The organism is Pseudomonas sp. 20-5, from assembly GCF_056782835.1.
In genome coordinates, this window is record NZ_CM165584.1 from 5760986 (window position 1) to 5784052 (window position 23067).

The 23067-nt window shown below is 64.9% G+C and carries 18 protein-coding genes and 1 pseudogene; 4 read left to right on the forward strand and 15 right to left on the reverse strand.

Translation table 11 applies throughout. From position 1 onward, the window contains the following. Positions 1 to 79 precede the first annotated feature (79 nt). Together mcpK and AC1RB9_RS26530 are read left to right on the forward strand one after the other, a co-directional pair. Positions 80 to 2023: a methyl-accepting chemotaxis protein McpK gene (gene mcpK, locus AC1RB9_RS26525; RefSeq protein ID WP_003103452.1), complete on the forward strand. Its 1944-nt coding sequence runs from the start codon at positions 80 to 82 to the stop codon at positions 2021 to 2023. 109 nt (positions 2024 to 2132) lie between these two features. After that, positions 2133 to 2594: a UPF0158 family protein gene (locus AC1RB9_RS26530; protein WP_003095904.1), complete on the forward strand. Its 462-nt coding sequence runs from the start codon at positions 2133 to 2135 to the stop codon at positions 2592 to 2594. A 7-nt stretch (positions 2595 to 2601) separates the two neighbouring features. Here AC1RB9_RS26530 and AC1RB9_RS26535 read toward each other — a convergent pair whose 3' ends face one another. From AC1RB9_RS26535 to pip, 7 genes are all read right to left on the reverse strand, one after another. After that, the gene (locus AC1RB9_RS26535) at positions 2602 to 3336 is read right to left on the reverse strand and encodes an amino acid ABC transporter ATP-binding protein (RefSeq protein WP_003095906.1); all 735 of its coding nucleotides are present in this window, start codon (positions 3334 to 3336) and stop codon (positions 2602 to 2604) included. Further along, the gene (locus AC1RB9_RS26540) at positions 3329 to 4291 is read right to left on the reverse strand and encodes an amino acid ABC transporter permease (protein ID WP_003103450.1); all 963 of its coding nucleotides are present in this window, start codon (positions 4289 to 4291) and stop codon (positions 3329 to 3331) included. Before AC1RB9_RS26540 ends, AC1RB9_RS26535 begins: the two co-directional genes overlap by 8 nt. A 65-nt stretch (positions 4292 to 4356) precedes the next feature. Beyond that, the gene (locus tag AC1RB9_RS26545) at positions 4357 to 5157 is read right to left on the reverse strand and encodes a transporter substrate-binding domain-containing protein (protein WP_003095910.1); all 801 of its coding nucleotides are present in this window, start codon (positions 5155 to 5157) and stop codon (positions 4357 to 4359) included. 237 nt (positions 5158 to 5394) lie between these two features. Further along, positions 5395 to 7980: a glucans biosynthesis glucosyltransferase MdoH gene (gene mdoH, locus AC1RB9_RS26550; RefSeq protein WP_003103448.1), complete on the reverse strand. Its 2586-nt coding sequence runs from the start codon at positions 7978 to 7980 to the stop codon at positions 5395 to 5397. Next, on the reverse strand, positions 7973 to 9550 hold the full coding sequence (locus tag AC1RB9_RS26555) for a glucan biosynthesis protein G (RefSeq protein ID WP_003095915.1): 1578 nt from the start codon (positions 9548 to 9550) through the stop codon (positions 7973 to 7975). Before AC1RB9_RS26555 ends, mdoH begins: the two co-directional genes overlap by 8 nt. 455 nt (positions 9551 to 10005) lie before the next feature. Continuing rightward, positions 10006 to 10443, reverse strand: a complete 438-nt coding sequence (dtd, locus tag AC1RB9_RS26560; protein ID WP_003103447.1) for a D-aminoacyl-tRNA deacylase — start codon at positions 10441 to 10443, stop codon at positions 10006 to 10008. After that, positions 10440 to 11411, reverse strand: coding sequence for a prolyl aminopeptidase (gene pip, locus AC1RB9_RS26565; protein ID WP_003095918.1), 972 nt, complete (start codon positions 11409 to 11411; stop codon positions 10440 to 10442). The genes dtd and pip overlap by 4 nt, the downstream gene beginning before the upstream one ends. Positions 11412 to 11592: 181 nt before the next feature. Here pip and AC1RB9_RS26570 point away from each other — a divergent pair, with 181 nt between their 5' ends. Then, a complete protein-coding gene (locus tag AC1RB9_RS26570; protein ID WP_003095920.1) occupies positions 11593 to 12069 on the forward strand; it encodes an NUDIX domain-containing protein in 477 nt (158 codons plus the stop codon). A gap of 4 nt (positions 12070 to 12073) precedes the next feature. Here the strand turns inward: AC1RB9_RS26570 and AC1RB9_RS26575 are convergent, their stop codons facing one another. From AC1RB9_RS26575 to AC1RB9_RS26585, 3 genes are read right to left on the reverse strand one after another with little or no spacing between them, the layout of a single operon-like run. Then, positions 12074 to 12973: a transporter substrate-binding domain-containing protein gene (locus AC1RB9_RS26575; RefSeq protein ID WP_003095923.1), complete on the reverse strand. Its 900-nt coding sequence runs from the start codon at positions 12971 to 12973 to the stop codon at positions 12074 to 12076. A 41-nt stretch (positions 12974 to 13014) separates the two neighbouring features. Beyond that, positions 13015 to 13365 carry a RidA family protein gene (locus AC1RB9_RS26580; protein WP_003095925.1) on the reverse strand — a complete coding sequence of 117 codons (351 nt, stop codon included), beginning with the start codon at positions 13363 to 13365 and terminating at the stop codon, positions 13015 to 13017. A gap of 24 nt (positions 13366 to 13389) precedes the next feature. Further along, on the reverse strand, positions 13390 to 14640 hold the full coding sequence (locus AC1RB9_RS26585) for a D-amino acid dehydrogenase (RefSeq protein ID WP_003457608.1): 1251 nt from the start codon (positions 14638 to 14640) through the stop codon (positions 13390 to 13392). 64 nt (positions 14641 to 14704) lie between these two features. Here AC1RB9_RS26585 and AC1RB9_RS26590 point away from each other — a divergent pair, with 64 nt between their 5' ends. Beyond that, positions 14705 to 15661: a LysR family transcriptional regulator gene (locus AC1RB9_RS26590; RefSeq protein ID WP_012614633.1), complete on the forward strand. Its 957-nt coding sequence runs from the start codon at positions 14705 to 14707 to the stop codon at positions 15659 to 15661. Positions 15662 to 15723: 62 nt separating this feature from the next. Here AC1RB9_RS26590 and AC1RB9_RS26595 read toward each other — a convergent pair. From AC1RB9_RS26595 to AC1RB9_RS26615, 5 genes and pseudogenes are all read right to left on the reverse strand, one after another. Further along, positions 15724 to 16594, reverse strand: a pseudogene (locus tag AC1RB9_RS26595) (tetratricopeptide repeat protein). An 8-nt stretch (positions 16595 to 16602) separates the two neighbouring features. Further along, entirely contained in the window at positions 16603 to 17472 is an 870-nt protein-coding gene (locus AC1RB9_RS26600; protein WP_004352479.1) for a tetratricopeptide repeat protein, read from the reverse strand. Positions 17473 to 17480: 8 nt separating this feature from the next. Continuing rightward, entirely contained in the window at positions 17481 to 18362 is an 882-nt protein-coding gene (locus tag AC1RB9_RS26605; RefSeq protein WP_003457614.1) for a tetratricopeptide repeat protein, read from the reverse strand. Beyond that, positions 18363 to 20600 (reverse strand): type VI secrection system-dependent phospholipase D effector PldB, encoded by a 2238-nt coding sequence (gene pldB, locus AC1RB9_RS26610; protein WP_003457616.1) that lies wholly within the window; start codon positions 20598 to 20600, stop codon positions 18363 to 18365. It abuts the gene before it with no gap. Continuing rightward, on the reverse strand, positions 20597 to 22969 hold the full coding sequence (locus AC1RB9_RS26615; protein ID WP_034060994.1) for a type VI secretion system Vgr family protein: 2373 nt from the start codon (positions 22967 to 22969) through the stop codon (positions 20597 to 20599). The genes pldB and AC1RB9_RS26615 overlap by 4 nt, the downstream gene beginning before the upstream one ends. Positions 22970 to 23067: the final 98 nt, after the last annotated feature.

The window sequence follows — 23067 nt, forward strand, 5'->3', positions numbered from 1 at the left end:
GACGACGCTGAGCCATTACCTGTTCCGCCACGCCATGGGGCTGCCAACCCAGGGTGTCGCACTGCCTGGAGTAATGACGATGTACGATTGGTGGGTTCTCCAACTGGCCAAGCTGAGCGTCAGCCGCAAGCTGATGGTCGGTTTCGGTGTCCTCCTCGCGCTGCTTCTGCTGGTGGTGATCAGCAGCAACCGCACCCTCACGCACCAGACCGCCCTCAGCGAGCAGCTCGCCGAAGTCGCCAGCCTGATGGAACAGACCCAGCAAGCCGAACAAGGCCGCCTGGCATTCGAAGCCGGCAGCGACCCGCGCCAGGCCGAGCAGGTCCGCCAGACCCTGGCCGGGATGCTCCAGCGCCTGCAGGCGCTGCGCGACAGCGAGCTCGACCCGGCCGCCCTGGCCCACCAGGCCGAAGCCATCGAAGCCTACCGCAAGGCTTTCGACGACCTCGCCGCAGCCGATCAGCAACGCAGCGCCGCCCGTGGTGTGCTGGTGGGCACTGCACAGCAGGCGCTGGACAGCTTCGCCCGCCTCGAGGAACTGATGGACGCCAGCCTCGCGCAGCAGGCCGGCGACCCGCAGGCGTTGCAACGTAGCCGTGCGGTGGCCGACCTGCACCAACAGTTGCTCATGGTGCGTTACCAGGTGCGCGGCTACGTCTTCGAACGCAGCGACAAGGCCGAGCAGGCCGCGTTCGCCGCGTTCGACGCCCTCCGCCAGGCCGCCACGACGCTGCGTGGCCAGTTGCCCGGCGAGGCCGATGCGGCGCTGGAACAGGCCATGGGCAGCCTCCAGGGCTATCGTGGCGGGATCGAGCAGTTCCGTGCCGGCGTCATCCGCACGCGCCAGGCGCAGCAAGCGATGCAAAGCAGCACCCAGGATATGGCCCGGGCCGGCCGGACCCTCACCGAAGCCGGTCGCCAATTGCGCGAGAGCACCGCCAGCCGCGACCGCGCCAGCCTCTGGCTGATCGCCGCGCTGGCCCTGGCCTTCGGCTGCGTCGCCGGCTGGGCGATCAACCGGCAGATCGTCCGGCCGCTGGACGAAGCCCTCGCGCAGGCCGAGGCCATCGCCGCCGGCGACCTCGGCAAGCGTCCGCAGAATCCCCTGACCCTCCAGCGCCGCGACGAACTGGGCCAGTTGCAGCGAGTCATGCAGCGCATGGGCGACAGCCTGCGCGAGCTGGTCGGGCGGATCGGCGACGGCGTCAGCCAGTTGGCCAGCTCCGCCGAGGAACTCTCGGCGGTCACCGAGCAGACCCGCGCCGGGGTCAACAGCCAGAAAGTGGAGACCGACCAGGTAGCCACCGCCATGCACGAGATGGCCGCCACCGTGCAGGACGTCGCGCGCAACGCCGAACTGGCTTCCCAGGCCGCTCGCCAGGCCGACGAAGAGGCGCGCCAGGGCGACGCGGTGGTCGACCAGGCGGTGACCCGCATCGAGCGCCTGGCTAGCGAAATGGACGTTTCCAGCGAAGCCATGGCGCGCCTGAAGAACGAGAGCGAGCAGATCGGCAGCGTCCTCGACGTGATCAAGTCGGTGGCCGAGCAAACCAACCTGCTGGCGCTCAACGCAGCCATCGAAGCGGCACGCGCCGGCGACGCCGGACGCGGCTTCGCGGTGGTCGCCGACGAGGTCCGCGGCCTGGCCCAGCGCACCCAGCAGTCCACCGCCGAGATCGAGGGCCTGATCCAGCGTCTCCAGCAGGGCGCCGGCGAAGCCGCCGAACGCCTGGAGAACAGCCGCTCGCTGACCGCCAGCACGGTGGAACTGGCGCGCCGCGCCGGCGCCGCGCTGGACAGCATCACCCGCACCGTCTCCGACATCCAGAACATGAACCTGCAGATCGCCACTGCCGCGGAGCAACAGAGCACGGTGGCCGAGGAGATCAACCGCAGCGTCCTCAGCGTACGCGACGTCGCCGAGCAGTCGGCCGCCGCCAGCGAGCAGACCGCCGCCTCCAGCGGCGAGCTGGCGCGCCTGGGCACGCAGTTGCAGGCACAGGTGGGACGCTTCCGCCTGTAACATCCCGAGAGGATCCTCCTTGCATCGGCAGCCCCTCCCGTCCATCGAAAGCGGACAGGAGGGGCACCTTTGCGTAGGATCAGGCTTTCGCCTTTTGGGAGATGACGCCATGCGCCCGATGACCATCGATATCGACGAACTGGCCTTCGCCCTGGATACCCCGGGAATCGACCACTACCTCGACCTGTACAGCGGCAAGGTGCTGCTGATCTCCGCCGAGGCGCCCGATCCCGAACTGGACGCATTGCTGGAAAACGAGCCGGAACGCCTGCTGCTGATCGACCCGCTGAGCACCACCCAGTCGCTGGGACTGATGCAGGATTTCCTCCGCGAGGTGGAAGAGCCGCACGCCTATGCGACGCTCGCCAACGCGCTGCAGAGCCGCAAGCCGTTCAAGGCCTTCAAGCACTCTCTGATGGAGTACCCGGAACTGTTGCAGGACTGGTACCGCTACCAGAACGAGCGCCTGCGCGAATGGGCGCTGGACTGGCTGGAGGACAACGATATCCAGCCGGCCGCGCGGCAGAGTCCGACGTCGCTCCTGCCGCCGCCGGGCAAGCCGTTCGCCTAGCGCGGTACTAGAGGACCTGGCGGAGGAAGGCCTGGGCCCGCGGGTCCTGCGGATTGTCGAAGAACTGCGCCGGCGGCGCGTCCTCCAGCAGCTTGCCGTGGTCGAAGAACAGCACGCGGTCGGCCACTTCGCGGGCAAAGCCCATCTCGTGGGTCACGCAGACCATGGTCATGCCTTCCACGGCCAGGGTCTTCATGACGTCGAGGACTTCGCCGACCATCTCCGGATCGAGCGCCGAGGTCGGTTCGTCGAACAGCATCACCTTGGGGTCCATGCACAACGCCCGAGCGATCGCCACGCGCTGCTGCTGGCCGCCGGACAGGCGCGAGGGATATTCGTCGGCCTTCTGCCCGATACCGACCTTGGCCAGCAGCGCCCGCGCCTTGGCCTCGCGCTCGGCCTTGCCGCGCTTGCGCACCACGCGCTGGGCCAGGCAGAGGTTCTCGAGCACGGTCATGTGCGGGAACAGGTTGAAATGCTGGAACACCATGCCGACTTCGCGGCGGTAGGCATTGATGTCGGTCCTCGGGTCGGCCAGGTCGACGCCGTCGATGCTCACCGAGCCTTCGTCGAACTCCTCCAGGCCGTTCAGGCAGCGCAGGAAGGTCGACTTGCCGGAACCGGACGGACCGATCACCACCAGTACCTCGCCTCTGGCCACGCGGGTACTCACGTCGTCCACCGCGCGCACTACCTGGCCGCGGGTATCGAAGACCTTCAGCAGGTTGCGTACTTCAATCACTTTGTCCGAGCCTCCGCTCCAGTCGGGATGCCATGTGCGAAAGGGGCAGGTTCAACAGCAGGTACAACGCGGCGACGCAGAACCAGATCTCGAAGGTGGAGAACGAGGTGGTGATCGCCTCGCGGCCGCTCTTGGTCAGTTCGGTGATGGCGATCACCGAGACCAGCGAGGTGTCCTTGACCAGGCTGATGAACTGCCCGGCCAGCGGCGGCAGCACGCGCTTGAAGGCCTGCGGCAGGATCACGTAGCGCATCGACTGGCCGGCGTTCAGGCCCAGGGAGCGGGCGGCCTCGTTCTGTCCGCGGGCGATGGACTGCACGCCGGCCCGGATGATCTCGGCCACGTAGGCGCCGGTGAACAGCGCCAGCGCCGCAACCCCGGCGAACTCGCGGGACAGGTTGAGCACGGTGCCGATGAAGAAGTAGAAGATGAAGATCTGCACCAGCAACGGCGTGCCGCGCACCAGCTCGACGTAGATCGTCGACAGGTCGTGCAGGGTCGGGTTCTTCGACAGCCGGCAGAGGCCGGCGACCAGGCCGATAGCCAGACCGATGGCACCGGACACCAGCGATAGCCAGAGGGTGGTCCACAGGCCCCAGAGCAGTGGGCCGGCGGCCCAGTGGCGGGTCACCCCGACCGCGTCGCCCTCGGCCACGTCGTCGCCTTCGGAGAATTGCAGGCTGTCCTGGGCGACGGTCACGACCTGCTTCTCGCCGCTCTCGCCAAGCAGCGTGACGCGCGCGTCCCTGCCCTGTTCCTCGATAGCCTCGACCCGGCCGATCTCGTTGGCCCGTAAAGGCTCCTCGGCCTGGTAGGCGAAGTACTGCGGAACGCGGTTCCAGCGCCATTCATAGGAAATCAGCGAGGTGGAGAACCACAGCGCCCAGGCCAGGACCAGCAGGATCAGCCCGGTCAGCAGGTGCCAGGGCCAGACGGAACGTTTCTTCTTGGTCACGGAAACTCTCTCGAACGATGGAATGCGCAGGTACGACGGCCCCCTTCGCGGGGGCCGTCAGCGGTTCATTCCATTTCCTTCAGCCACTCGGTGTTCTTGAACCACTTGTCGTGGATGCGCTGATAGGTGCCGTCTTCGCGGATCTGATGGAGGAAGTTGTTGATGAAATTGATGCTGTCGTAGTCGCCTTTCTTCAGGCCGAACGCCAGCGGCTCGTAGGTGAACGGCTGGTCGAGGTAGACCAGCTTGCCGGCGCCGAACTTGCTCACCGCCACCACGTTGTAGGGCGAGTCGTAGATGAAGGCGTCAGCCTTGCCGTTGACCACGTCCATCACCGCTTCCGGCTCGTTGTCGAAGCCGTGGTACTTGGCCTTGCTGATCAGCTTGCGGGCAACGATCTCACCGGTGGTGCCAATCTTCGAGGTGATGCTGTACTGCGGATCGTTCAGGTCCTTGTAGGACTTGATCTTGCCTTCCAGTTCCTTGCGCACCAGCAGGGTCTGGCCGACCACGATGAAGGGCTCGGAGAAGTTCAGGCGCAGGTTGCGCTCCTGGGTCAGGGTCATGCCCGAGCCGATCATGTCGAACTTGTCGGTCAGCAGCGCCGGGATGATGCCGTCGTAGCTGGTGGAGACCAGCTCCAGCTTGACGCCCATGGACTTGGCCATGGCCTTGAGCAGGTCGACTTCGAAGCCGATGATCTGGCCACGCTTGTTGGTCATCTCGAACGGCATGTAGGTCGGGTCCATGCCGACCCGCAGGGTGCCGCGCTTGACCGCGTCCTCCACCGCGCCGGCCGCCTGGACCGAAGCCACGCCCACCAGGGCGCAGACGCCCAGAACCAATGAAGCAAGATACTTTTTCATTCCCCAATCCCCAGCAGTCTTAGAAACACAGTCGTCGAACGGATGCTCTCGTCGTGTCGCCGTCCCGGGCGGGCAGCAGGCCATGACCGGCTGCGCAAAAGGCGGCCGATAGTACCTCAGCTGGCGAACGATACGAGACTTTCTGGATTGCCGGCGCAGGGTAACAGCAGCGCCGCACGGGGAAAACAGGCAAGAAACAGACCATGCCCCCGGCGGCGCTCCGCCGGGGGCATGGGATCAGGACTGGGCGGCGGGCAGCAGGCCGGCGTCGCCGGGCACTACCTGGGCCAGCGGTACGCTGGCGGCGTGGGGGTCGTCCGCCTCGGCCTTGCGCCAGCGGCCGAGCCAGTCGTCGCGGTCCTCTTCCCAGACCCGCGTATGCAGGCGCGAAAGTGCTACCGGGTCACTCAACAGAGCCAGGCGCGTGGCGCCGTCGAGCTGTTCCGGGCCCTTATCGATGGCCTTGCCGATACGCTCGCCGCGCACCGTCTCGATGGCTTGCGCACGGTTGTGGCGAGCCGTGCCCATGGCGCAGGCCAGGGCGTTGAGCAACGGATCGACGGCGGCCTTGAGGAAGCCATCCTTGAGCGCATGCCAGCGGTTCTCGTAGGTGTACTCGTCGGTGGCGCGCAGCTCGCGCGGCGTGTCGTACTCCTCCGGGATCAGGAACAGCTTTTCGTCGCGGGCGCGCAGGCCCAGCTTCACCCGGCTGGAGATCACCGATACCGGGATCGACAGGATCAGCGAACCGACGATCGGCGACAGCCACCACAGGAAGCGCGGGTTGAGCCAGGCCACCAGCAGGGTCCAGGCGATACCCAGTAGAGTCTGCATGCCGTGCCGGCGGATCGCCTCGCTCCAGGGCGTGGCGTCGTCGTCGCGCTGCGGCGAGTTCCACTGCACCGACCAGCCGAGGAAGGCGGCAAGCACGAAGCGGGTGTGGAAGAGCATGCGCACCGGCGCCAGCAGCACCGAGAAGAACATCTCCAGGAGCATGCTCAGGGTCACCCGGATCACCCCGCCGAAACCCTTGGCGCCCTTGGCCCAGATCAGCATTACGCTGAGCAGCTTGGGCAGGAACAACAGGGTCAGGGTGGTGGAGAACAACGCGATGGCCTTCTCCGGATGCCACTGCGGCCAGATCGGGAACAGCTGCCGCGGTTCCAGGAAGTACTGCGGCTCCATCAGTTGGTGCACCGCCAGCAGCGCGGTGGAAAGCACCAGGAAGAAGAACCACAACGGCGCCGACAGGTAGGACATGACCCCGGTGAGGAACACCGCGCGGTGCACCGGGTGCATGCCCTTGACCAGGAACAGGCGGAAGTTCATCAGGTTGCCGTGGCACCAGCGGCGGTCGCGCTTGAGTTCGTCGAGCAGGTTCGGCGGCAGTTCTTCGTAGCTGCCGTCGAGGTCGTAGGCGATCCACACGCCCCAGCCGGCACGGCGCATCAACGCAGCCTCGACGAAGTCGTGGGACAGGATCGCGCCGGCGAACGAGCCCTTGCCCGGCAACGGCGCCAGGGCGCAGTGGTCGATGAAGGGCTGCATGCGGATGATCGCGTTGTGGCCCCAGTAGTGCGACTCGCCGAGTTGCCAGAAGTGCAGGCCGGCGGTGAACAGCGGACCGTAGACGCGGGTGGCGAACTGCTGCATGCGCGCATACAGGGTGTCCATGCCGGACGCCTTCGGCGCGGTCTGGATGATCCCCGCCTCAGGATTGGCCTCCATCAGGCGTACCAGCTTGGCCAGGCAGTCGCCGCTCATCACGCTGTCGGCGTCCATCACCACCATGTAGCGGTAGTCGCCGCCCCAGCGCCGGCAGAAGTCGTCGATGTTGCCGCTCTTGCGCTTCACCCGGCGCCGGCGGCGACGGTAGAAGATCTTGCCGAAGCCCTTGGTCTCGCGGCACAGCTCGAGCCAGGCCTGCTGCTCGGCGACGGCGATATCCGGGTCGTTGGTGTCGCTGAGGACGAAGAAGTCGAAGCGCTCCATCTCGCCGGTGGCGGCCATCGACTCGACGGTCGCCCGCAGGCCGGCGAATACCCGCGGCACGTCTTCGTTGCAGATCGGCATGACGATCGCCGTGCGGGCGTCGGCGGCGATCGGCTCGCTGCCGGCGCTGCTGCCGGAGATCCGGTAGCGGTCGCGCCCGGTGAGCAGCTCCCAGAAGCCCATCAGCGCGGTCCAGAAGCCGGCCGAGACCCAGCAGAAGAGGATCGCGAAGAGCGCCAGGATGCCGAACTGGATGACATAGGGCAGCACCTGCTGGACGGTATCCAGCAGGCTCTGCTGGGCCAGCTCCTCCAGGTCGACGAAGGCCCAGCCCTGGTAGGGCAGGATGCCTTTCATGTAGTAGGTGGCGACCGAGGTCTGCGCCAGCATCAACAACAGCAGGATGAACCGGCGCAGCGAGCCGACCCGCTGCCAGCGGGCCCGCGGCAGGGCACGCTTGGGCTTGGGCGGGTTGCTGCGTCCGGTCAGCCGACGCCAGCCGCGCACCAGGATGTTGGTGCGCCAGGGCTCGGGAATCACCTTGGTACGGCGGATCGGCGGGGAAATCTTGAGGAAGGTGCGACCCTGGGCGTCGACGCCAAACATCTCGGCGTCGTCCAGCTCAGGGGTGCCCAGCTGCAGGCGGGCGCGTACCGAGGCCAGGGCGGGATCGCCCCCGGCATCGGCAGCGGCGCCTTCCGCTCCCGCCAGGCGAGCGTGCAGCTCGGAGAAGGAAGCGGACTCGCCAAGCCGCTCCCGCTCCTCTTCCGCCAGGGGAAGATGAGCGAGGTAGTCGGCCAGCGGTGCTTTCGTAGTGGATGGGTTATTCATCGGCAGGCAGCTGATAGCTCCAGGTTTCGCTCAGTGGCTTCTGCGCCTCGTCGACCAGCGCCGCGCGCATTTCCACCGGCTTCTTCGGATCCTTAACCTTGATCCGCAGCGTCAGGCGCCAGCCTTTCAGGACCGGGTTGTAACGCAGGCTGTTCTCCACCACCTCGGCGTTGCTGTCGGTGCTGACCTGGGTGGTCACCGGCGCGTCCGGCGCCAGGTCCTTCAGGGCCGGCCCTTCGAAGTCGACGACCAGGGCGGTGCTGCCGTCCTGCTGGCGGATCAGGTTCTTCTGCTTCACGTCGCCGACCGAGCGCATGGTCTGCTTGACCCAGGAGGATTTCGGGTCGTGCAGCTCGTCTTCATCCATGGTCCAGTGCAGGCGGTAGGCGAAGTCCAGCGGCTTTCCGACCTCAGGCTGGGTCTCGGGGTTCCAGAACGCGACGATATTGTCGTTGGTTTCGTCCGGGGTCGGGATTTCCACCAGTTCCACGGTGCCCTTGCCCCAGTCGCCCTTCGGCTCGATCCAGGCACTCGGACGCAGGTCGTAGCGGTCATCCAGGTCTTCGTAGCGGGAGAACTCGCGGCCGCGCTGGAGCAGGCCGAAGCCTTTCGGGTTCTCCACGCTGAAGGTGCTCACCGACAGGTGCTTCGGATTGTTCAGCGGACGCCACAGCCACTCGCCGTTGCCGGCATGGATCTGCAGGCCGCTGGAGTCATGCAGCTCGGGCCGGAAGTTGTGCTGCTCGGACGGCTGGTTGGAGCCGAACAGGTACATGCTGGTCAGCGGCGCCAGGCCCAGCTTGCTGACCTTGTCGCGGAGGAACACGCGGGCCTGGACATCCATCACCGCATCCTTGCCCGGACGCAGCACGAAGCGGTAGGCGCCGGTGGCCCGCGGCGAGTCGAGCAGGGCGTAGATCACCAGTTGCTTGTCCTGCGCCTTCGGCCGCTCGATCCAGAATTCGCGGAAGCGCGGGAACTCTTCGCCCGAAGGCAGCGCGGTATCGATCGCCAGGCCGCGCGCCGACAGACCGTAGACCTGGCCCTTGCCGACCACGCGGAAGTAGCTCGCGCCAAGGAAGGTGGCGATCTCGTCCTGCTTGTCGGCCTTGTTGATCGGATAGAGCACGCGGAAACCGGCATAGCCGAGATCCTTGGTGGCATTCTCGTCGAACTTCAGGGATCCGAAATCGAACTTGGTGCGATCGTACTTGATCGGCTTGACCGTGGTAGCGGTCACCTCGTTGATCTTCACCGGCGTGTCGAAGTGCATGCCCTGGTGATAGAAGCTCAGCTTGAACGGCGTCTTCAGCTTGCCCCAGTAGGCGCGCTCGTTGATGAAACGGATCTGCTGGTAATCGGCGAATTTCATTTCGCTGAATTCCGATGGCAGGTTGCTGGTCGGCGCGGAATACTTGTCGCCGGCCAGGTCCTTGGCCTTGCTCGCCACGTCGTCGATGCTGAACGCCCATACCGGGGCGGCGACGAATGCCAGCGCGGTCGAGCCGGCAAGCAGCAGGGTGCGCACGCGGGCGCGGAAATCGGTGTTTGAAACGGAACGGAAAATCACGAGGCCCCCTCGTCCGTGAACATGAATTACTGAAGACGCCCTGACCGTTCAGGGGTCTCCGACGGCACCGGAGTGCCGGTCGAACATGGTTTCGCCACATTCGCTGCCAAACCCGATAGATAGCCAGATTTGGCGCGATCTGACAAAAAGAATGCCTGTTTCCAGTCATTCGCGTTACGTGCACCGGGCCTGGAAGACCAGGGGGCATGCCGCTCGTCGGCTAGCGACCCCAGAGGTTCCGACCCTGCCCGGGCGGAATGATTCCCGTCCATTGGGTTGCAGGACGCCCCGCCCGGCATCGGGATGCCGGCCGGCCTGTCCTGTACAGCATGAAATCGGCGTGCGGATGATGCACCGAGGTTGTGACAAAAGGCCATGTATCTGTCACAAAAATTCACCGTTCCGGCCCCGCCATCCCTCCCTGAAGCACCTTGGGAAAATCCCCTCGACGCCGATCAACTCTCCAGCAGGAAGGTCACCGGCCCGTCGTTGACCAGGTGCACCTGCATGTCGGCGCCGAAACGCCCGGTCGCCACCTGCGGATAGGCCTCCCGCGCCAGTTTCACCAGGTGCTCGAACACCGCCTCTCCTTGCGCCGGCGGCGCCGCGCTGGAGAAGCTCGGACGCAGTCCGCTGCGGGTGTTCGCCGCCAGGGTGAATTGCGAGACCAGCAGCAAGCCGCCCTGCACGTCCAGCAAGGACCGGTTCATCTTGCCCTCGTCGTCGCCGAACACCCTGTAGTTGAGCAGCTTGTGCAGCATCTTCGCCGCGCAACGCTCGCCATCCTCGGGCTCGACCCCGACCAGCACCAGCAGGCCGCGATCGATGGAGCCGACGATTTCGCCGCCAACCTCCACCCGCGCCGCGCCGACGCGCTGCAGCAATGCCTTCATTCGGCCTCCGGCGGCAGGTCGAGCAGTCGCCGGCCGATCTCGTTGGTGGCGCGCACTAGCGCATCGACTATCCCCGGCTCGCTGGCGGTATGCCCGGCGTCGCGGATGATCTGCAGTTCGCTGTTCGGCCAGGCCTGGTGCAGGGCCCAGGCATTGTCCAGCGGACAGATGGCGTCGTAGCGGCCATGCACGATCACGCCAGGCAGATGGGCGATGCGGTGCATGTCCTCGAGCAACTGGTTGGGCCTGAGGAAGCCTTGGTTGACGAAGAAGTGGTTCTCGATGCGCGAGATCGACAGCGCCCTGCCCGGCTCGGTGAAGCGGTCCACCACCATGGGGTTGGGGCGCAGCGTGGCGGTGCGGCCCTCCCAGGTCGACCAAGCCTTGGCGGCGTGCATCTGGGCGATCTGGTCGCTACCGGTCAGGCGCTTGTGGAAGGCCGCCAGCAGGTCGCCGCGCTCTTCCGGCGGGATCGGCGCGACATAGTCTTCCCAATAGTCGGGGAACAGGCGGCTGGCGCCTTCCTGGTAGAACCAGTGGATGTCCTGCGGACGGCAGAGGAAGATGCCGCGCAGGATCAGCGCATGGACCCGCTCGGGATGGGTCTGCGCGTAGGCCAGCGACAGGGTCGAGCCCCAGGAACCGCCGAACAGCACCCACTTCTCGATACCCAGGTGCTCGCGCAGGCGCTCCATGTCCGCCACCAGCTCCCAGGTGCTGTTCTTCTCCAGGCTGGCGTGGGGCGTGGAACGGCCGCAACCGCGCTGGTCGAAGGTGACGATACGGTAGAGGTTGGGATCGAAGAAGCGACGCGACAGGGCATCGCAACCGGAGCCGGGGCCGCCGTGGACGAAGACGACCGGCAGTCCGTCCGGCGAACCGCTTTCGTCGGCATACAGCACATGCGGTTCGTCGACGGCCAGCTCGTGGCGAGCGTAGGGTTTAATTTCCGGATACAGAACTAGCATGATGCGCTCCCGAGGCGATGTGTTCGGCCCCCGGCGCAAACGTCGACAGCGGGGCCCGTCCTTTGCTCTGCCGCGCATGATACTTCGGCGCCGGGAAAAAAACCGAGCGGCTTTCATGTCCGCCCCGGTAGACAGGAAACCATCAATCCAAGCAACGGCGCCTGGCGCCGGGAGAACGAGCATGGCCGAGGCCTTGCGACACCGTATCCGCGCCGCCGGCCTGCTGGTGGTGGAGCAACGCATTCTGCTGGTCCGCCACGAGGTCGGCGGCGACATCTACTGGATTCCGCCCGGCGGCGGCTTCGAGTCGGAATGCGACGAATCGACGAAGGATACCGTCCGGCGCGAGTTTTTCGAGGAGACCGGCCTGCGGGTGGACGTCGGCCCGCTGGTCTACGTGCGCGAATTCGCCGAACCCGCCGCCGGGCGCTTCCACATGGAGCTGTTCTACCGCATCGACGCCTGGCGTGGCGAGCCGACCCTGGCCAACCTGAAGGGCCTGGGCGGCGACGAGTTCGATATCCGCGAGGTCGGCTGGATCGCCCGCGACGAACTGCCTGGCCTGCCGTCTTTCTATCCGGCCGAACTGGCCGACGACGTCTGGTCGCGCCTGGACGCGCCGACGCCGTCGATCCGCCACCTTGGCCTGCAGCGCTAGACGCTCACTGCACCGGATCGCTGGTGGGGTTCTCGAGGATCGCCTTCAGCTCCGCGGTCATGGGGAACTCCAGGTTCAGCCCCTTGGGCGGGATCGGCTGCTGGAACCAGCGCTGGTAGATGCCCTGTATCTCGCCCGAGCGATACAGCCCGGCCAGGGTCTCGTTGACCAGGGCAAGGAACTGCGGGTCGTCCTTGCGCACCATGCAGCTGTAGATCTCCCGCGATTGCGGCTCGCCGACCACCACCCAGTCGTGCGGCTGGCGCGCCTTGGCGCGTTCGCCGTAGAGCAGCGCATCGTCCATGTAGAAAGCCACCGCGCGACCCGATTGCAGCATCTGGAAGGCTTCGCCGTGGTCCTTGGCGCTGACCACGTTCATCCCCAGCTTGTGTTCGGCGTTGTAGTTCTTCAGGTAGCGCTCGTTGGTGGTGCCGGCGGTGGTCACCACGTTCTTGCCCTTGAGGTCGTCGAAGTGGGCGATGCCGCTGTCCTTGCGGGTCAGCAACTGGCCCTTGACGTAGATGAAGCCGTAGGAGAACGCCACCTGTTTCTGCCGCTCGGCGGTGACCCCGGTGGAGCCGCACTCCAGGTCGACGGTGCCGTTCTGCACCAGCGGGATGCGAGTCTGCGAAGTGACCAGGTTGTACTTCACCTTGAGTTCCGGCTTGCCGAGGGTGCTTTTGAGCCGCTCCACCACCTTGCCGGCCAGTTCCACCGAATAGCCCATGGGCTGGCCGCTGTTATCGCCAAGGTAGGAGAAAGGCACCGAGGCATCGCGATAACCCAGGGTTATCGTGCCGTTGTCGGCAACCTTCTTCAGGGTGCCGCTGAGTTCCTCGGCCTGCGCGGCGCCGATGGCGAGCGACAGGGAGAGTGCGAGAGTGCTGGATACAAGGGTTTTCATCGGAGGTTCTGCCTCTTTTTCTTATGGCTATGGAAAGTAAGTCAGCCCCTGGCCGCCACCACGGTGATCTCCACCAGCACCGACGGACGCGCCAGCTCCGCCTGGACGGTGGTCCGGCTGGGCGCCTGGCCGGTCGGCAACCACTGGGTCCAGACCTCGTTCAGGGCGGCGAAATCGCGGGCGATGTCCTTCAGGTAGATGGTCGCGCTGAGGATACGCTCCTTGCGCGACCCGGCCTCGGCCAGCAGCGCGTCGATCTTCGCCAGCACCTCGCGGGTCTGGCCATGGATATCCTCGGCCTGGCCCGGCACCTGGCCGGAAAGAAATACCAGGGCGTCGAAGCAGACCGCGGCGGACAGGCGGTCGTTGGTGGCGATACGGGTCGGTTCCATGGGAGTGCTCCAGTCGAGGGGGGATCAGCCAGCCAGCGCGCCGCGCGGCAGCAGGCCAGTGGTATCGATGCTCGGCGGGCGGCGACCGATCTGCTCGGCCAGCAGGCGCCCGCTGCCGCAGGCCAGGGTGAAGCCGAGCGCGCCGTGGCCGAGGTTGAGCCAGAGGTTGCGGTAGCCGCCGTTGCCCACCAGCGGTACCCCGGTGGGCGTGGCCGGGCGCATGCCGGCCCACTCGACGGCGGCGTCGAAATCGCCGCCCTGCGGGAACGTGTCCCGCGCCTGCTGGCGCAGCAGTGCCAGGCGCGCGGGCTCGAGGCCGGGGTCGAAGCCGACGATGTCGACCATCGCGGCGATCCGCAGCTGCTCGCCGATTCGCGCGTAGACGATCTTGCGGTCGTAATCGGTGATGCTGGTATCCGGCGCGCGGTGCTGCGCGCCGACCGGCAGGGTCAGGCTATAGCCCTTGAGCGGGTATAGCGGCAGGCGCAGGCCCGGCAGCATCAATTCGGCGCTGCGGTAGCCGGCGGCCAGCACCACATGATCGGCCTCGATGAGATCGCCGCCGACCTCGACGCCACGCACCGCCGCGCCGCCCTCGACGATCTTCGTCACCCTGCGGCCATGCAGTTGCCGGCAATGTCCGGAAGCCTGCAGGCGCTCGGCAAGTTGCACGCAGAAGGCATGGCAGTCGGCGACCTCCTCGTCCGGCGTGTGGATGCCGCCGACGAAGGGCGCGTCGGACAGGGCCGGCTCCAACTCGCGGCACTCGGCGGCGGACAGGACGAATTGCGCCGAGGGATCGGCCAGGCCCTGGCGAGCCCGCGCAAAGCTGGCCGGTTGGCGGAACGCCACCAGCTTGCCGTTGCGCCGCCAGTCGAAGCCATCGAGGCCATCCTCCTCGCGCCAGGCCTGCAGGGTGCGCTGGCTGAGCAATGCCAGGCGCAGCAGGTGCGCGGCATTGCGGCAGTTCAGCGAGCCGCGGCAGGCCGCGAGGAAGCCCAGCAGCCAGCGCCACTGAGCCGGATCAAGACGCGGCCGCAGGCGCAACGGCGCATCGTTGCGCAGCAGCCAGCCGAGCGCCTGGGCCGGCACGCCGCTGTCGGCCAATGGCGCCACGTAGCGATAGGACAACTGCCCGCCATTGGCGTAGCTGGTTTCCAGCCCGCCCCGCTCGCGCGCTTCCACCAGGGTCACGTCGAATCCTTCGCGAACCAGGGCGTAGGCCGTGGCCAGGCCGACCACGCCGGCGCCGATGATGCAAACCCGCTGAGCCATGACAATCGTTATCCAGGTGTTTTCCAGGGCTTCGACGATAGGTGCGGATGACAGCGGTAGGACAATGAATAAAGATGGCCAGGGTATAAATCCAGGTTATGGGATCGCGCCGATGAAGCTCCGCCATATCGAAGTGTTCCAGGCGATCCGCCAGGCTGGCTCGGTCAGCGGCGCCGCACAGTTGCTGCATGTGTCCCAACCGGCGGTGAGCAAGGTCCTGCAGCACGCCGAGCAGCAACTGGGCTTCCCGCTGTTCTTGCGAGTGCGCGGCAAGCTGCTGGCGACTCCGGAAGCGCTGGAACTGGAGCGCGAAGTGGCCAAGCTCAGCGATAGCCTGCAGGCCGTGCGGCGCCTGGCGCAGAACCTGCGGCGCCAGCCGGGCCACAGCCTGCGCATCGGCGCCACCCCGGCCCTGGCGCTGTCGCTGCTGCCGCGGGCGATCGGCGAATGGAGCGCGCGCTATCCGCAGAGCGGCTGCGAACTGGCCACCTTGCATTCGCGCGAGCTGGTGCAGGGCCTGCTGATGCGCGAACTGGACCTGGCCCTGAGCCTGAAGCAGCCGGAACACCCCGGCCTGCGCGGCGAAGCCATCGCCAGCGGCGTATTGGTGGCCCTGGCGCCGCGCGAACACTGGCCCGAAGCGGAACGCCGGCAGCCGCTGAGCCTGGCCGGGCTGGCCGGCGAAGCGCTGATCGGGCTGTCCACCGCCGACCCGCTGTTCGCCCGCCTGGAGGATTACCTCAGCGCCGTGGAGCCACCGCCGCAGGTGAAGATCGCCGTGCAGACCTACGCCCTCGCCCGCGCCCTGGTGGAGGCTGGGGCGGGCCTGGCGCTGGTCGATCCCTTCACCGCCCTCGGCGCCGACCCGCACAGCACCGCGATCCGCCCATTGAGCCCGGCCTTCCCGGTCACCCTCTACGCCATCACCCGCGCCGACGAAACCCCGCCGCACACCCTCGCTCCGCTGCTGCGGATGCTCACCCGCCAGGCCGAGGAGCGTTTGCGGGCCGTGCAGATGTAGCATTTGCCGCCTGGCCTGCCGCTGGAAACCTTGGACGTCGTTCTGGCCCACGCCTCGCGTACTTACCGCTCCGGCTTCCAGTCTGGGCGGTCCACGTCGTAGCCTTGGGTCGGGTGAGGAGGCAGAGGATGGTCCTTTATCAAATTGGGAAAACGCAAATCAGGATCAGCGGCAAGTTGATCGTAAATACCATCATATAGTTTGTGCAGCTTCTCATCGGGGGCGTACCACATTCTATCGACATCAGGACTGGCTTTATCAAAAACACCGGAGATAAATAAAGCCGCACTCTTTCCGCCCTGAGAGACTGACGCCTGATAATAACCCAATGCTTTTGGAAAATTATGCTCTACTATCTTGTAATACGCCCCCCAACTCATAACTAGCCGGCGCATGGCCCTGGCTAGCAGCACAGTGAGTATACGCCAACCCCAAATCCTTTTTTTTGGCCACATATATATAGAGCTTACCTAGCTCGGTTAGTGCCGGCGGATTTCCTAGGCTAGCAGCCTTATCAAGAAAAGTAAGTCCGTCAGTTACAGGGTTTTTAACCCCGGCGCGATTTCCAATCATTGCTCCCATATCATAGAACCCCTGAGGCACATCCAGATCTATCATCTTTTGATAGAGATCCAATGCCTTCTGCGTATCTTTTTCTACTCCTCCGGGCCACCCTGTACGATAAAGATTCGCCAAGTTGTGCATGGCCTTCCAGTGGCCGCGCTCGGCCGCCTTGCTGTACAACCCGACGATACGAGGCCACGGACGCAAGGTATCGGGCTTGGCCAGGGTCGCCGCTTCGCGATACCAAGCATCGGCCTGCGGGTCCAGAGGGGGTAGATGGTCCTTTTCGTTAACGCAGACAAAAGGCTTGCTGTCAGCCATAGCGGGAACTGCTGCGAGACAAAGTACAGCCCATATTCCAATAGCCATTAGCCGAATCACTGACCCGGCTTCCAGTCGGGTCGAGCTGCGTCGTAGCCCTGGACGGGGTGGGGTGGCAAGGGGTTATCTTTTACCAAATTGGGAAAACGAAGATCGGGGTCGGCATCAATTTGCAGATAGAGGGAGTAGTAGAATTTCTCAAGCTTTTCATCCGGCGTATACCACATTGCACTTGAAGGAGGCGTCCTCTTTCCGAAGACGCGCGAGAGAAAAAAGGCTGCACTCCTGCCGCCTTGAGAGACGGAGACTTGATAGTAGCTAAGTGCCTTTGGATAATTATTTTCAACCAACTCATAGTAGCTTCCAAGCTCATAGCTCGCCGGAGCATAACCTTGACTGGAAGCACAACTGGCATACGCCAGCCCCAATTCCTTTTCCTTGGCCACATAAATATAGAGTTTACCCAACTCGGTCAGTGCTGGCGGGTTCCCCAAACTAGCGGCTTTATCCAAGAAGGTCAGACCATCGGTAGCAGGGTTCTTAACACCGGCACGATTACCAATCATTGCCCCCATATCATAGAACCCCTGAGGCACATCCAGATCTATCATCTTTTGATAGAGATCCAATGCCTTCTGCGGATCTTTTTCTACTCCTCCGGGCCACCCTGTACGATAAAGATTCGCCAAATTATGCATGGCCTTCCAATGACCGCGCTCCACTGCCTTGCTGTAAAGCTCGACGATACGGCCCCAGGGCCGCAGAGTATCGGGCTTGGCCAAGGCTGCTGCTTCGCGGTACCAAGCATCGGCTTGCGGATCCAACGGCGGCAGATGGTCTTTTTCATTAGCGCAGACAAATGGTTTGCTGTTGGCCATCACGGGGACGCCTGCAAGACAGAGCACGGCCCAAAGTCCAATAGCCATCAGCCGCATCACTGCCCCGGTTTCCAGTCGGGCCGATCTGCGTCGTAGCCCTGGGTCGGGTGAGGAGGCAGAGGATGGTCCTTTATCAAGTTGGGAAAACGCAAATCAGGATCAGCGGCAAGTTGATCGTAAATACCATCATATAGTTTGTGCAGCTTCTCATCGGGGGCGTACCACATTCTGTCAACATCGGGACTAGTCTTATCAAAAACTCCGGACATGAAGAAGGCAGCATCATCATTTCCTTGGCTTGCAGCAAGAAGGTAATAGCCTGCCGCCTTTGGGTAGTTATGTGCCACCAAACGATAGTACATCGCCAGCTCGTAATTGGCAGGAGCATAGCCCTGGCCTGCAGCACAGTTCGTATATTTCAGCCCCAACTCATCCTGACCAGCAACATATATATATAGCCTTCCTAACTCAGTTAATGCTGGTGGATTACCCAAGCTTGCAGCCTTATCGAGAAAGGTAAGTCCATCAGTCGCAGGATTCTTGACGCCAGCACGATTTCCGATCATTGCCGCCATATCGTAGAAACCTTGAGGAACCTTCAAATCGATCATCTTCTGGTAGAGATCTAGAGCTTTCTGAGTATCCTTCTCCACACCGCCTGGCCAACCGGTACGATAGAGGCTCGCCAAGTTATGCATAGCCTTCCAGTGACCACGCTCAACTGCCTTACTGTATAGATCGACGATACGATCCCAGGGACGCAGGGTATCGGGCTTGGCGAGAGCTACTGCCTCCCGATACCATGCATCAGCCTGAGGATCTAGAGATGGCAAATGGTCTTTTTCGTTAACGCATATAAAAGTTCGTAGTTCAGCCGCCATGACAGGATTTCCCGACAACAAAAAAATCAAGAGAAAAAAACATAATGGACGCATCATTCAGTCCACCGTGAGACCGGGGCTATAAGGTGTCACGACATCCCAGAAGCGAAGCAAGTTAGCTACCAAAGGCTCGTCTTTACGTTGCTGTCTCCAATTCGCATCCATTTTCTGATTCCAGAGTTTGAAGTTTTTTTCGGTTGTCGCAGCCACTTTCTGGGCATGTAGCTCCCACAACTCCTCCCGCATCGCCCTCGCCAAATCCGGATTGGGCTGGGCAATCCCCAACTCGCTGTCGCCATGCATGCTGCGGACATTGATATTGGCCGAGCTGAGCAGGGTATAGAGGTCGTCCACCAGCAGCAGCTTGGAGTGCACGTAGATGTGCTTGTAGCGCGCCTTCAGCGGCGGTGCCCCGAGGGCGGCCTCGGCTTCGGCGGACAGGCGCCCTGGCGGCGGGCTGCCGGGGGCAGGGTCGCTGGTGGCCAGGGTGGCGACGACCACCTTGAGGCCGGGTACTTCGGCGAGTTGATAGGGCTTGTCGTCCTCGCCGGTGTTCTTCGCCAGTCCGGGAATCTCCTGCGCGCCAAGACCGCCGAGGCGTTGCTCGACTTCCGGCGTCACGCCTTTCTCTTCGAGCGCCTCGATCTTGCGCTCCAGCCGTTCGATGTTGTTTTCCTGGCCGCGCCGGACATAGGGATCGGGATGTAGGTTTTCCCTGACCTGCTTCAACTGCTCCCGCTTTTCCCGCAAGTCATGCGCCAGGTCGCGCTGTACCTGCGGCATCAGTTGCTCCTGGCCCAGGCCTTTCATCATGTCGTAGGTGGTCTTCGAGGCGTCGCTGGAGTCGGGGGTGTTGGTCACGACGAACAGGTACAGGTCGCCGGGCACGCCCCGGGCCTTGCGCACCTGCGCAGTCTTCCGCAGGCGCTCGGCGAAGCCGGCATAACGGAAGTACTGGTTTTCCATGTAGACGTAGTCGGTGGCATTGCCCAGGGCCTTGAGATAGTGCTCCAGGATCGAGCGCTCGTCGTCCTGCGGCTGGGTCCGGCAAATCTGCGCGACGCTGTTGCTGGTGGGCGTGGCGATCTTCGGCAGCGGCAAGGCGTCGCGCTCGGCGGTCAGCGATGGCGTCGAGAACCAGCGCTTGTACCACGGCGTCTCGAGGTCCCAGGCCTCGCTGAAGTTGCGGCTGAGGTCGGCCAGCACCGGTCCCTGGACCTGCATGGAGATATCCTGCCAGGGCCCGAACCCGGGATCGCGACCGGCGGCGCGGTCGTCGAACAGGTGGGCGCTGGTGTCCCAGTAGTTGCGGTGCATGTTGTGACCCATGACGAAGCCGATGGCCTGCGGACTGCCATAGTCGACCAGGACCATCTTCTGGTGATGGCTGGCGAACTGGGTGAGTACCAGCAACTGGCCGATGCCCAGGTCGTCGATGCCATCGGCGCGTAACAGGTGGATCAGGCTTTGCAGCCGCCCGTTGACGAGGCGCACCTGCTCGCCGTTCATCACCGGCCTGGCCGTCTGCTCGAAGTCGCGGGTACGGAACTCGACGTTCTGCAACCCACCGCCGCGTACCGCCTTGAACCAGTCGCGGGTGAATATCTGCCCCCAGGGATCCTGGCGGGTGCCGCCGGAACCGCGCTTGCCGCCGTAGCCCCGGGCCTCGCTGCTGTCGAGAGTGCGCTGGATCTCGGCGTTCTCCGCCTCCAGCTCGGCGATGCGCGCCCGCGCGTGGGCGGCGCCCCGCGGGTCGAAGCTCGGCAGCCTGCCTTCGCGGTGCAGCCGTTCCGAGCGCTCCAGGGCTTCCTGCTGCCGCGCGATGAGGTTGAGGTTATGCTGGCGCCGATGCTCCAGCCGCAGCACCTCGTTGTCCACCGCACTGCCGCTGGCGACGCCCGAGCCCACCCAGGTGCCGCCGGAACCGCCGACGCCGGCCCCGGGGATGGTGTTTTCCTTGAGCCTGGCGAGCTGGTTGCTCCAGACCAGCACCCGCGCCTGCACTCCTTCGCGGCCCTTCGTCTGCAGCAATTCGCCGATTCGCGGTCCGTCGGGGCGCTTGAAGCGCATGGCCGGGTCGAAGCCCCAGGTGATGATGTCGATGCTGTGCCGGGCCGCTTCCATCGCCGCATGCACCGCGTCGAAGGCCGCCTGGCCATTGATCAGCGGCTTGATGTGCACACCCGCGCGCGGCGGGTAGAAAGCCTTGTTGGCGAACCAGTCGAGGGTCAGCCGGACGCTGCCGGCCTGTTGCGCGTACAGCTTGAGGGTCTGCGGTTTGTACAGGTCGCTCATGGCGTGGGCTCATCCTTGTCGGCGGCGCCGGGCCGCGAGGCGTCGCGCCGGTAGGCGTCCGGGGCGGAACGCGGCTTGTGCTGGGGCATTTCCGCCCGGTAGTCGCGGAACCCCTGCTGGGCGAGCCGATCGTCGGCCTGCAGTGCGTCCGGCTGGTCGACCATCTCCACTTCGTAGGCGTGGCCATTGGCGGTCTCGATGCGATAGGTGCGTTCGCCCGGCAGCGGTTCGAAGCTGATTGCGCCGCCTTCGTCGGCGATGCCCTCCTCCTTGAAGGCACCGTTGGCGTAGAGCCGATACGGTTGCCTGGCCGCCGATGGCACGCCGGGCAACGGACTGAGTTCGAAACGCAGGAGTTTCTGCGGCGCTTCGCCGATCTTCTGGGCGATGGCTCCCAACAAGGCGCCTCCCGCCGCCGCGGCGTCGGCCGCGAGCGGTTGCAGCGGCGACAGCGCGCGAACGCCGCTACCGATGCCGGGGCTGCCGCCGCTGTTGATCATCACCTGGGCGCCGTCAAGGGTGACACCGCCCGGGTCGAGCCTGGCGAAGCTGCCACCGCCCTTTAGGGTCAACTCCATGCCTGCCTCGATCACTACCTTGTCGCCGGCCTTGAAATGGATCTCGTCGCCCGCCTCGACGAACTGGCCGGTGCCGATCCTCAGGTGCAACGCGTCGGCGACGCCGAGGTGGTCGGCCGCCTTCAGTTCGACCTTGCGGTCGGCATGGACCGTGCGCTGTTCCTCGGCCCTGAACTCGCTGTAGCTATCGCCCTCGACCGTGTCGTGGCGCTCGTGGCCGACGCGGATCTTCTGGTCGTGCTCGATGTTCTCGTCCCAGTCGCGCTGGGCGTGGACGAAGATCTGTTCCTGGCCCTTGCGGTCCTCGATGCGCAGTTCGTTGAAACCGCCGCCGCCGGGGTAGCTGTCGGTCTTGAAAACGCTGCGGGTCTTGTTCTGCGGCAGCTCGTAGGGCACCCGGTTTTCGCTGTGGTAGAGGCAGCCGGTGACCAGCGGCTGATCCGGATCGCCCTCCAGGAAACCCACCAGGACTTCCATGCCCACCCGCGGGATGGCGACGCCGCCATAGCGCTTGCCCGCCCAGTTGGAGGCGACGCGCAACCAGCAACTGGTGTTGTCGTCGGCCTGGCCGAGGCGATCCCAGAAGAACTGCACCTTGACCCGGCCGTATTGGTCGCAGTGGATGGTCTCGCCGGCGGGGCCGGTCACGACCGCTGTCTGGCAGCCCAGCACGCGTGGCCTGGGATGCTCCAGCGGGGGGCGGAAATGCGCGCTCCAGGGAGTGGCGACGAAACGGTTGCGATAGCCCTGGCGGAAATCGCCCTGGCCCTGCGCGACGTCGCTGTCGATCGACTCTTCCAGTACCTGCGGCTGCCGCCCTTCGTGGAGAACCTCGGTAAGCAGCCAGAGATCGTTCCATTCGCCGCGGGGATGCGCGGACAGCGTCAGGAAGTGTCCGCTGAGCAGCGCCGGTTCGTCGCTTTCGCCCCTGGCCTGTAGGTAGTCGGCGCGATGCCGTTCCAGCGCGCGCCGGCTCAGGTGCTTGCCGCGCTCGCGGTGGGTGAAGCGGCCGGGATAGTCGTAGTCCTCCAGGTCCGGTTGCTGCGCCCCGGGCTGCGGGCCATGGGCGGCCTGCATCTGCAACGCGGGTTGCTCGAAGTCGTAGTCGCGCCGGGTAACCCGGCTGGCACGGGTGTCGAAGCGCACGCCGAAGCGCTTGACCACCGGCTGGTCGGCGACCAGCCCGGCGTCCTGCACGTAGGCGACGGGGCGTTGCAGCCGCGGAAAGGAGGTCTGGTCGTCGCCGAAGACCAGCACATGGCCCTGGGCAGAAAACTCATGGTGGTAATGGATGCCCTCCTCCTCGCAGAGCCTGCTGAGGAACGCCAGGTCGGTTTCGTCGTACTGCGTGCAGTATTCGCGGGCCGGGTACGGCGTCGGACCCAGCTGGAAGCGGTAGGCGTCGGCGAGAATGCCGTGGCCCTCCAGCACCCGGCCGATGATTTCCGGCACGCTGAGGCGCTGGAAGATGCGTTGGTCGCTGCACAGCCCCAGGTAGGCCAGGCGCGGCTCCAGGGTCGCGCGATAGCCGGTCAGGCGCTTGCCGGAGTCCCCCTGGGCGATGCTGGTGAGCTGTCCGTGGACCCCTTGCCCGCTCGGCGAGAGGATCAGGAAGGCCGGCTGGTGCAACAGCGCGTCGAGGTCCAGATCGGATCGCTCGCTGACCAGCTCCAGGTCGAAGCGAAAGGGCTGGCTGATGGCTTCGCGACCGCGGAAGGCGAGTACCTGGAAGTCGTGCCGGAGGTTTTCGATGCGAAGGCTGAAGTGCGTCTGGTTGGCGGGGGCGAACATTCACTGTCCTCTTGGAAACGCAGCCGTGCGTTCCTGGCGTATTCGGTTCCGGGCGCGACGCGCCTGAGCCCGCGCGATGGAAATGCTGGCCGAGAGGA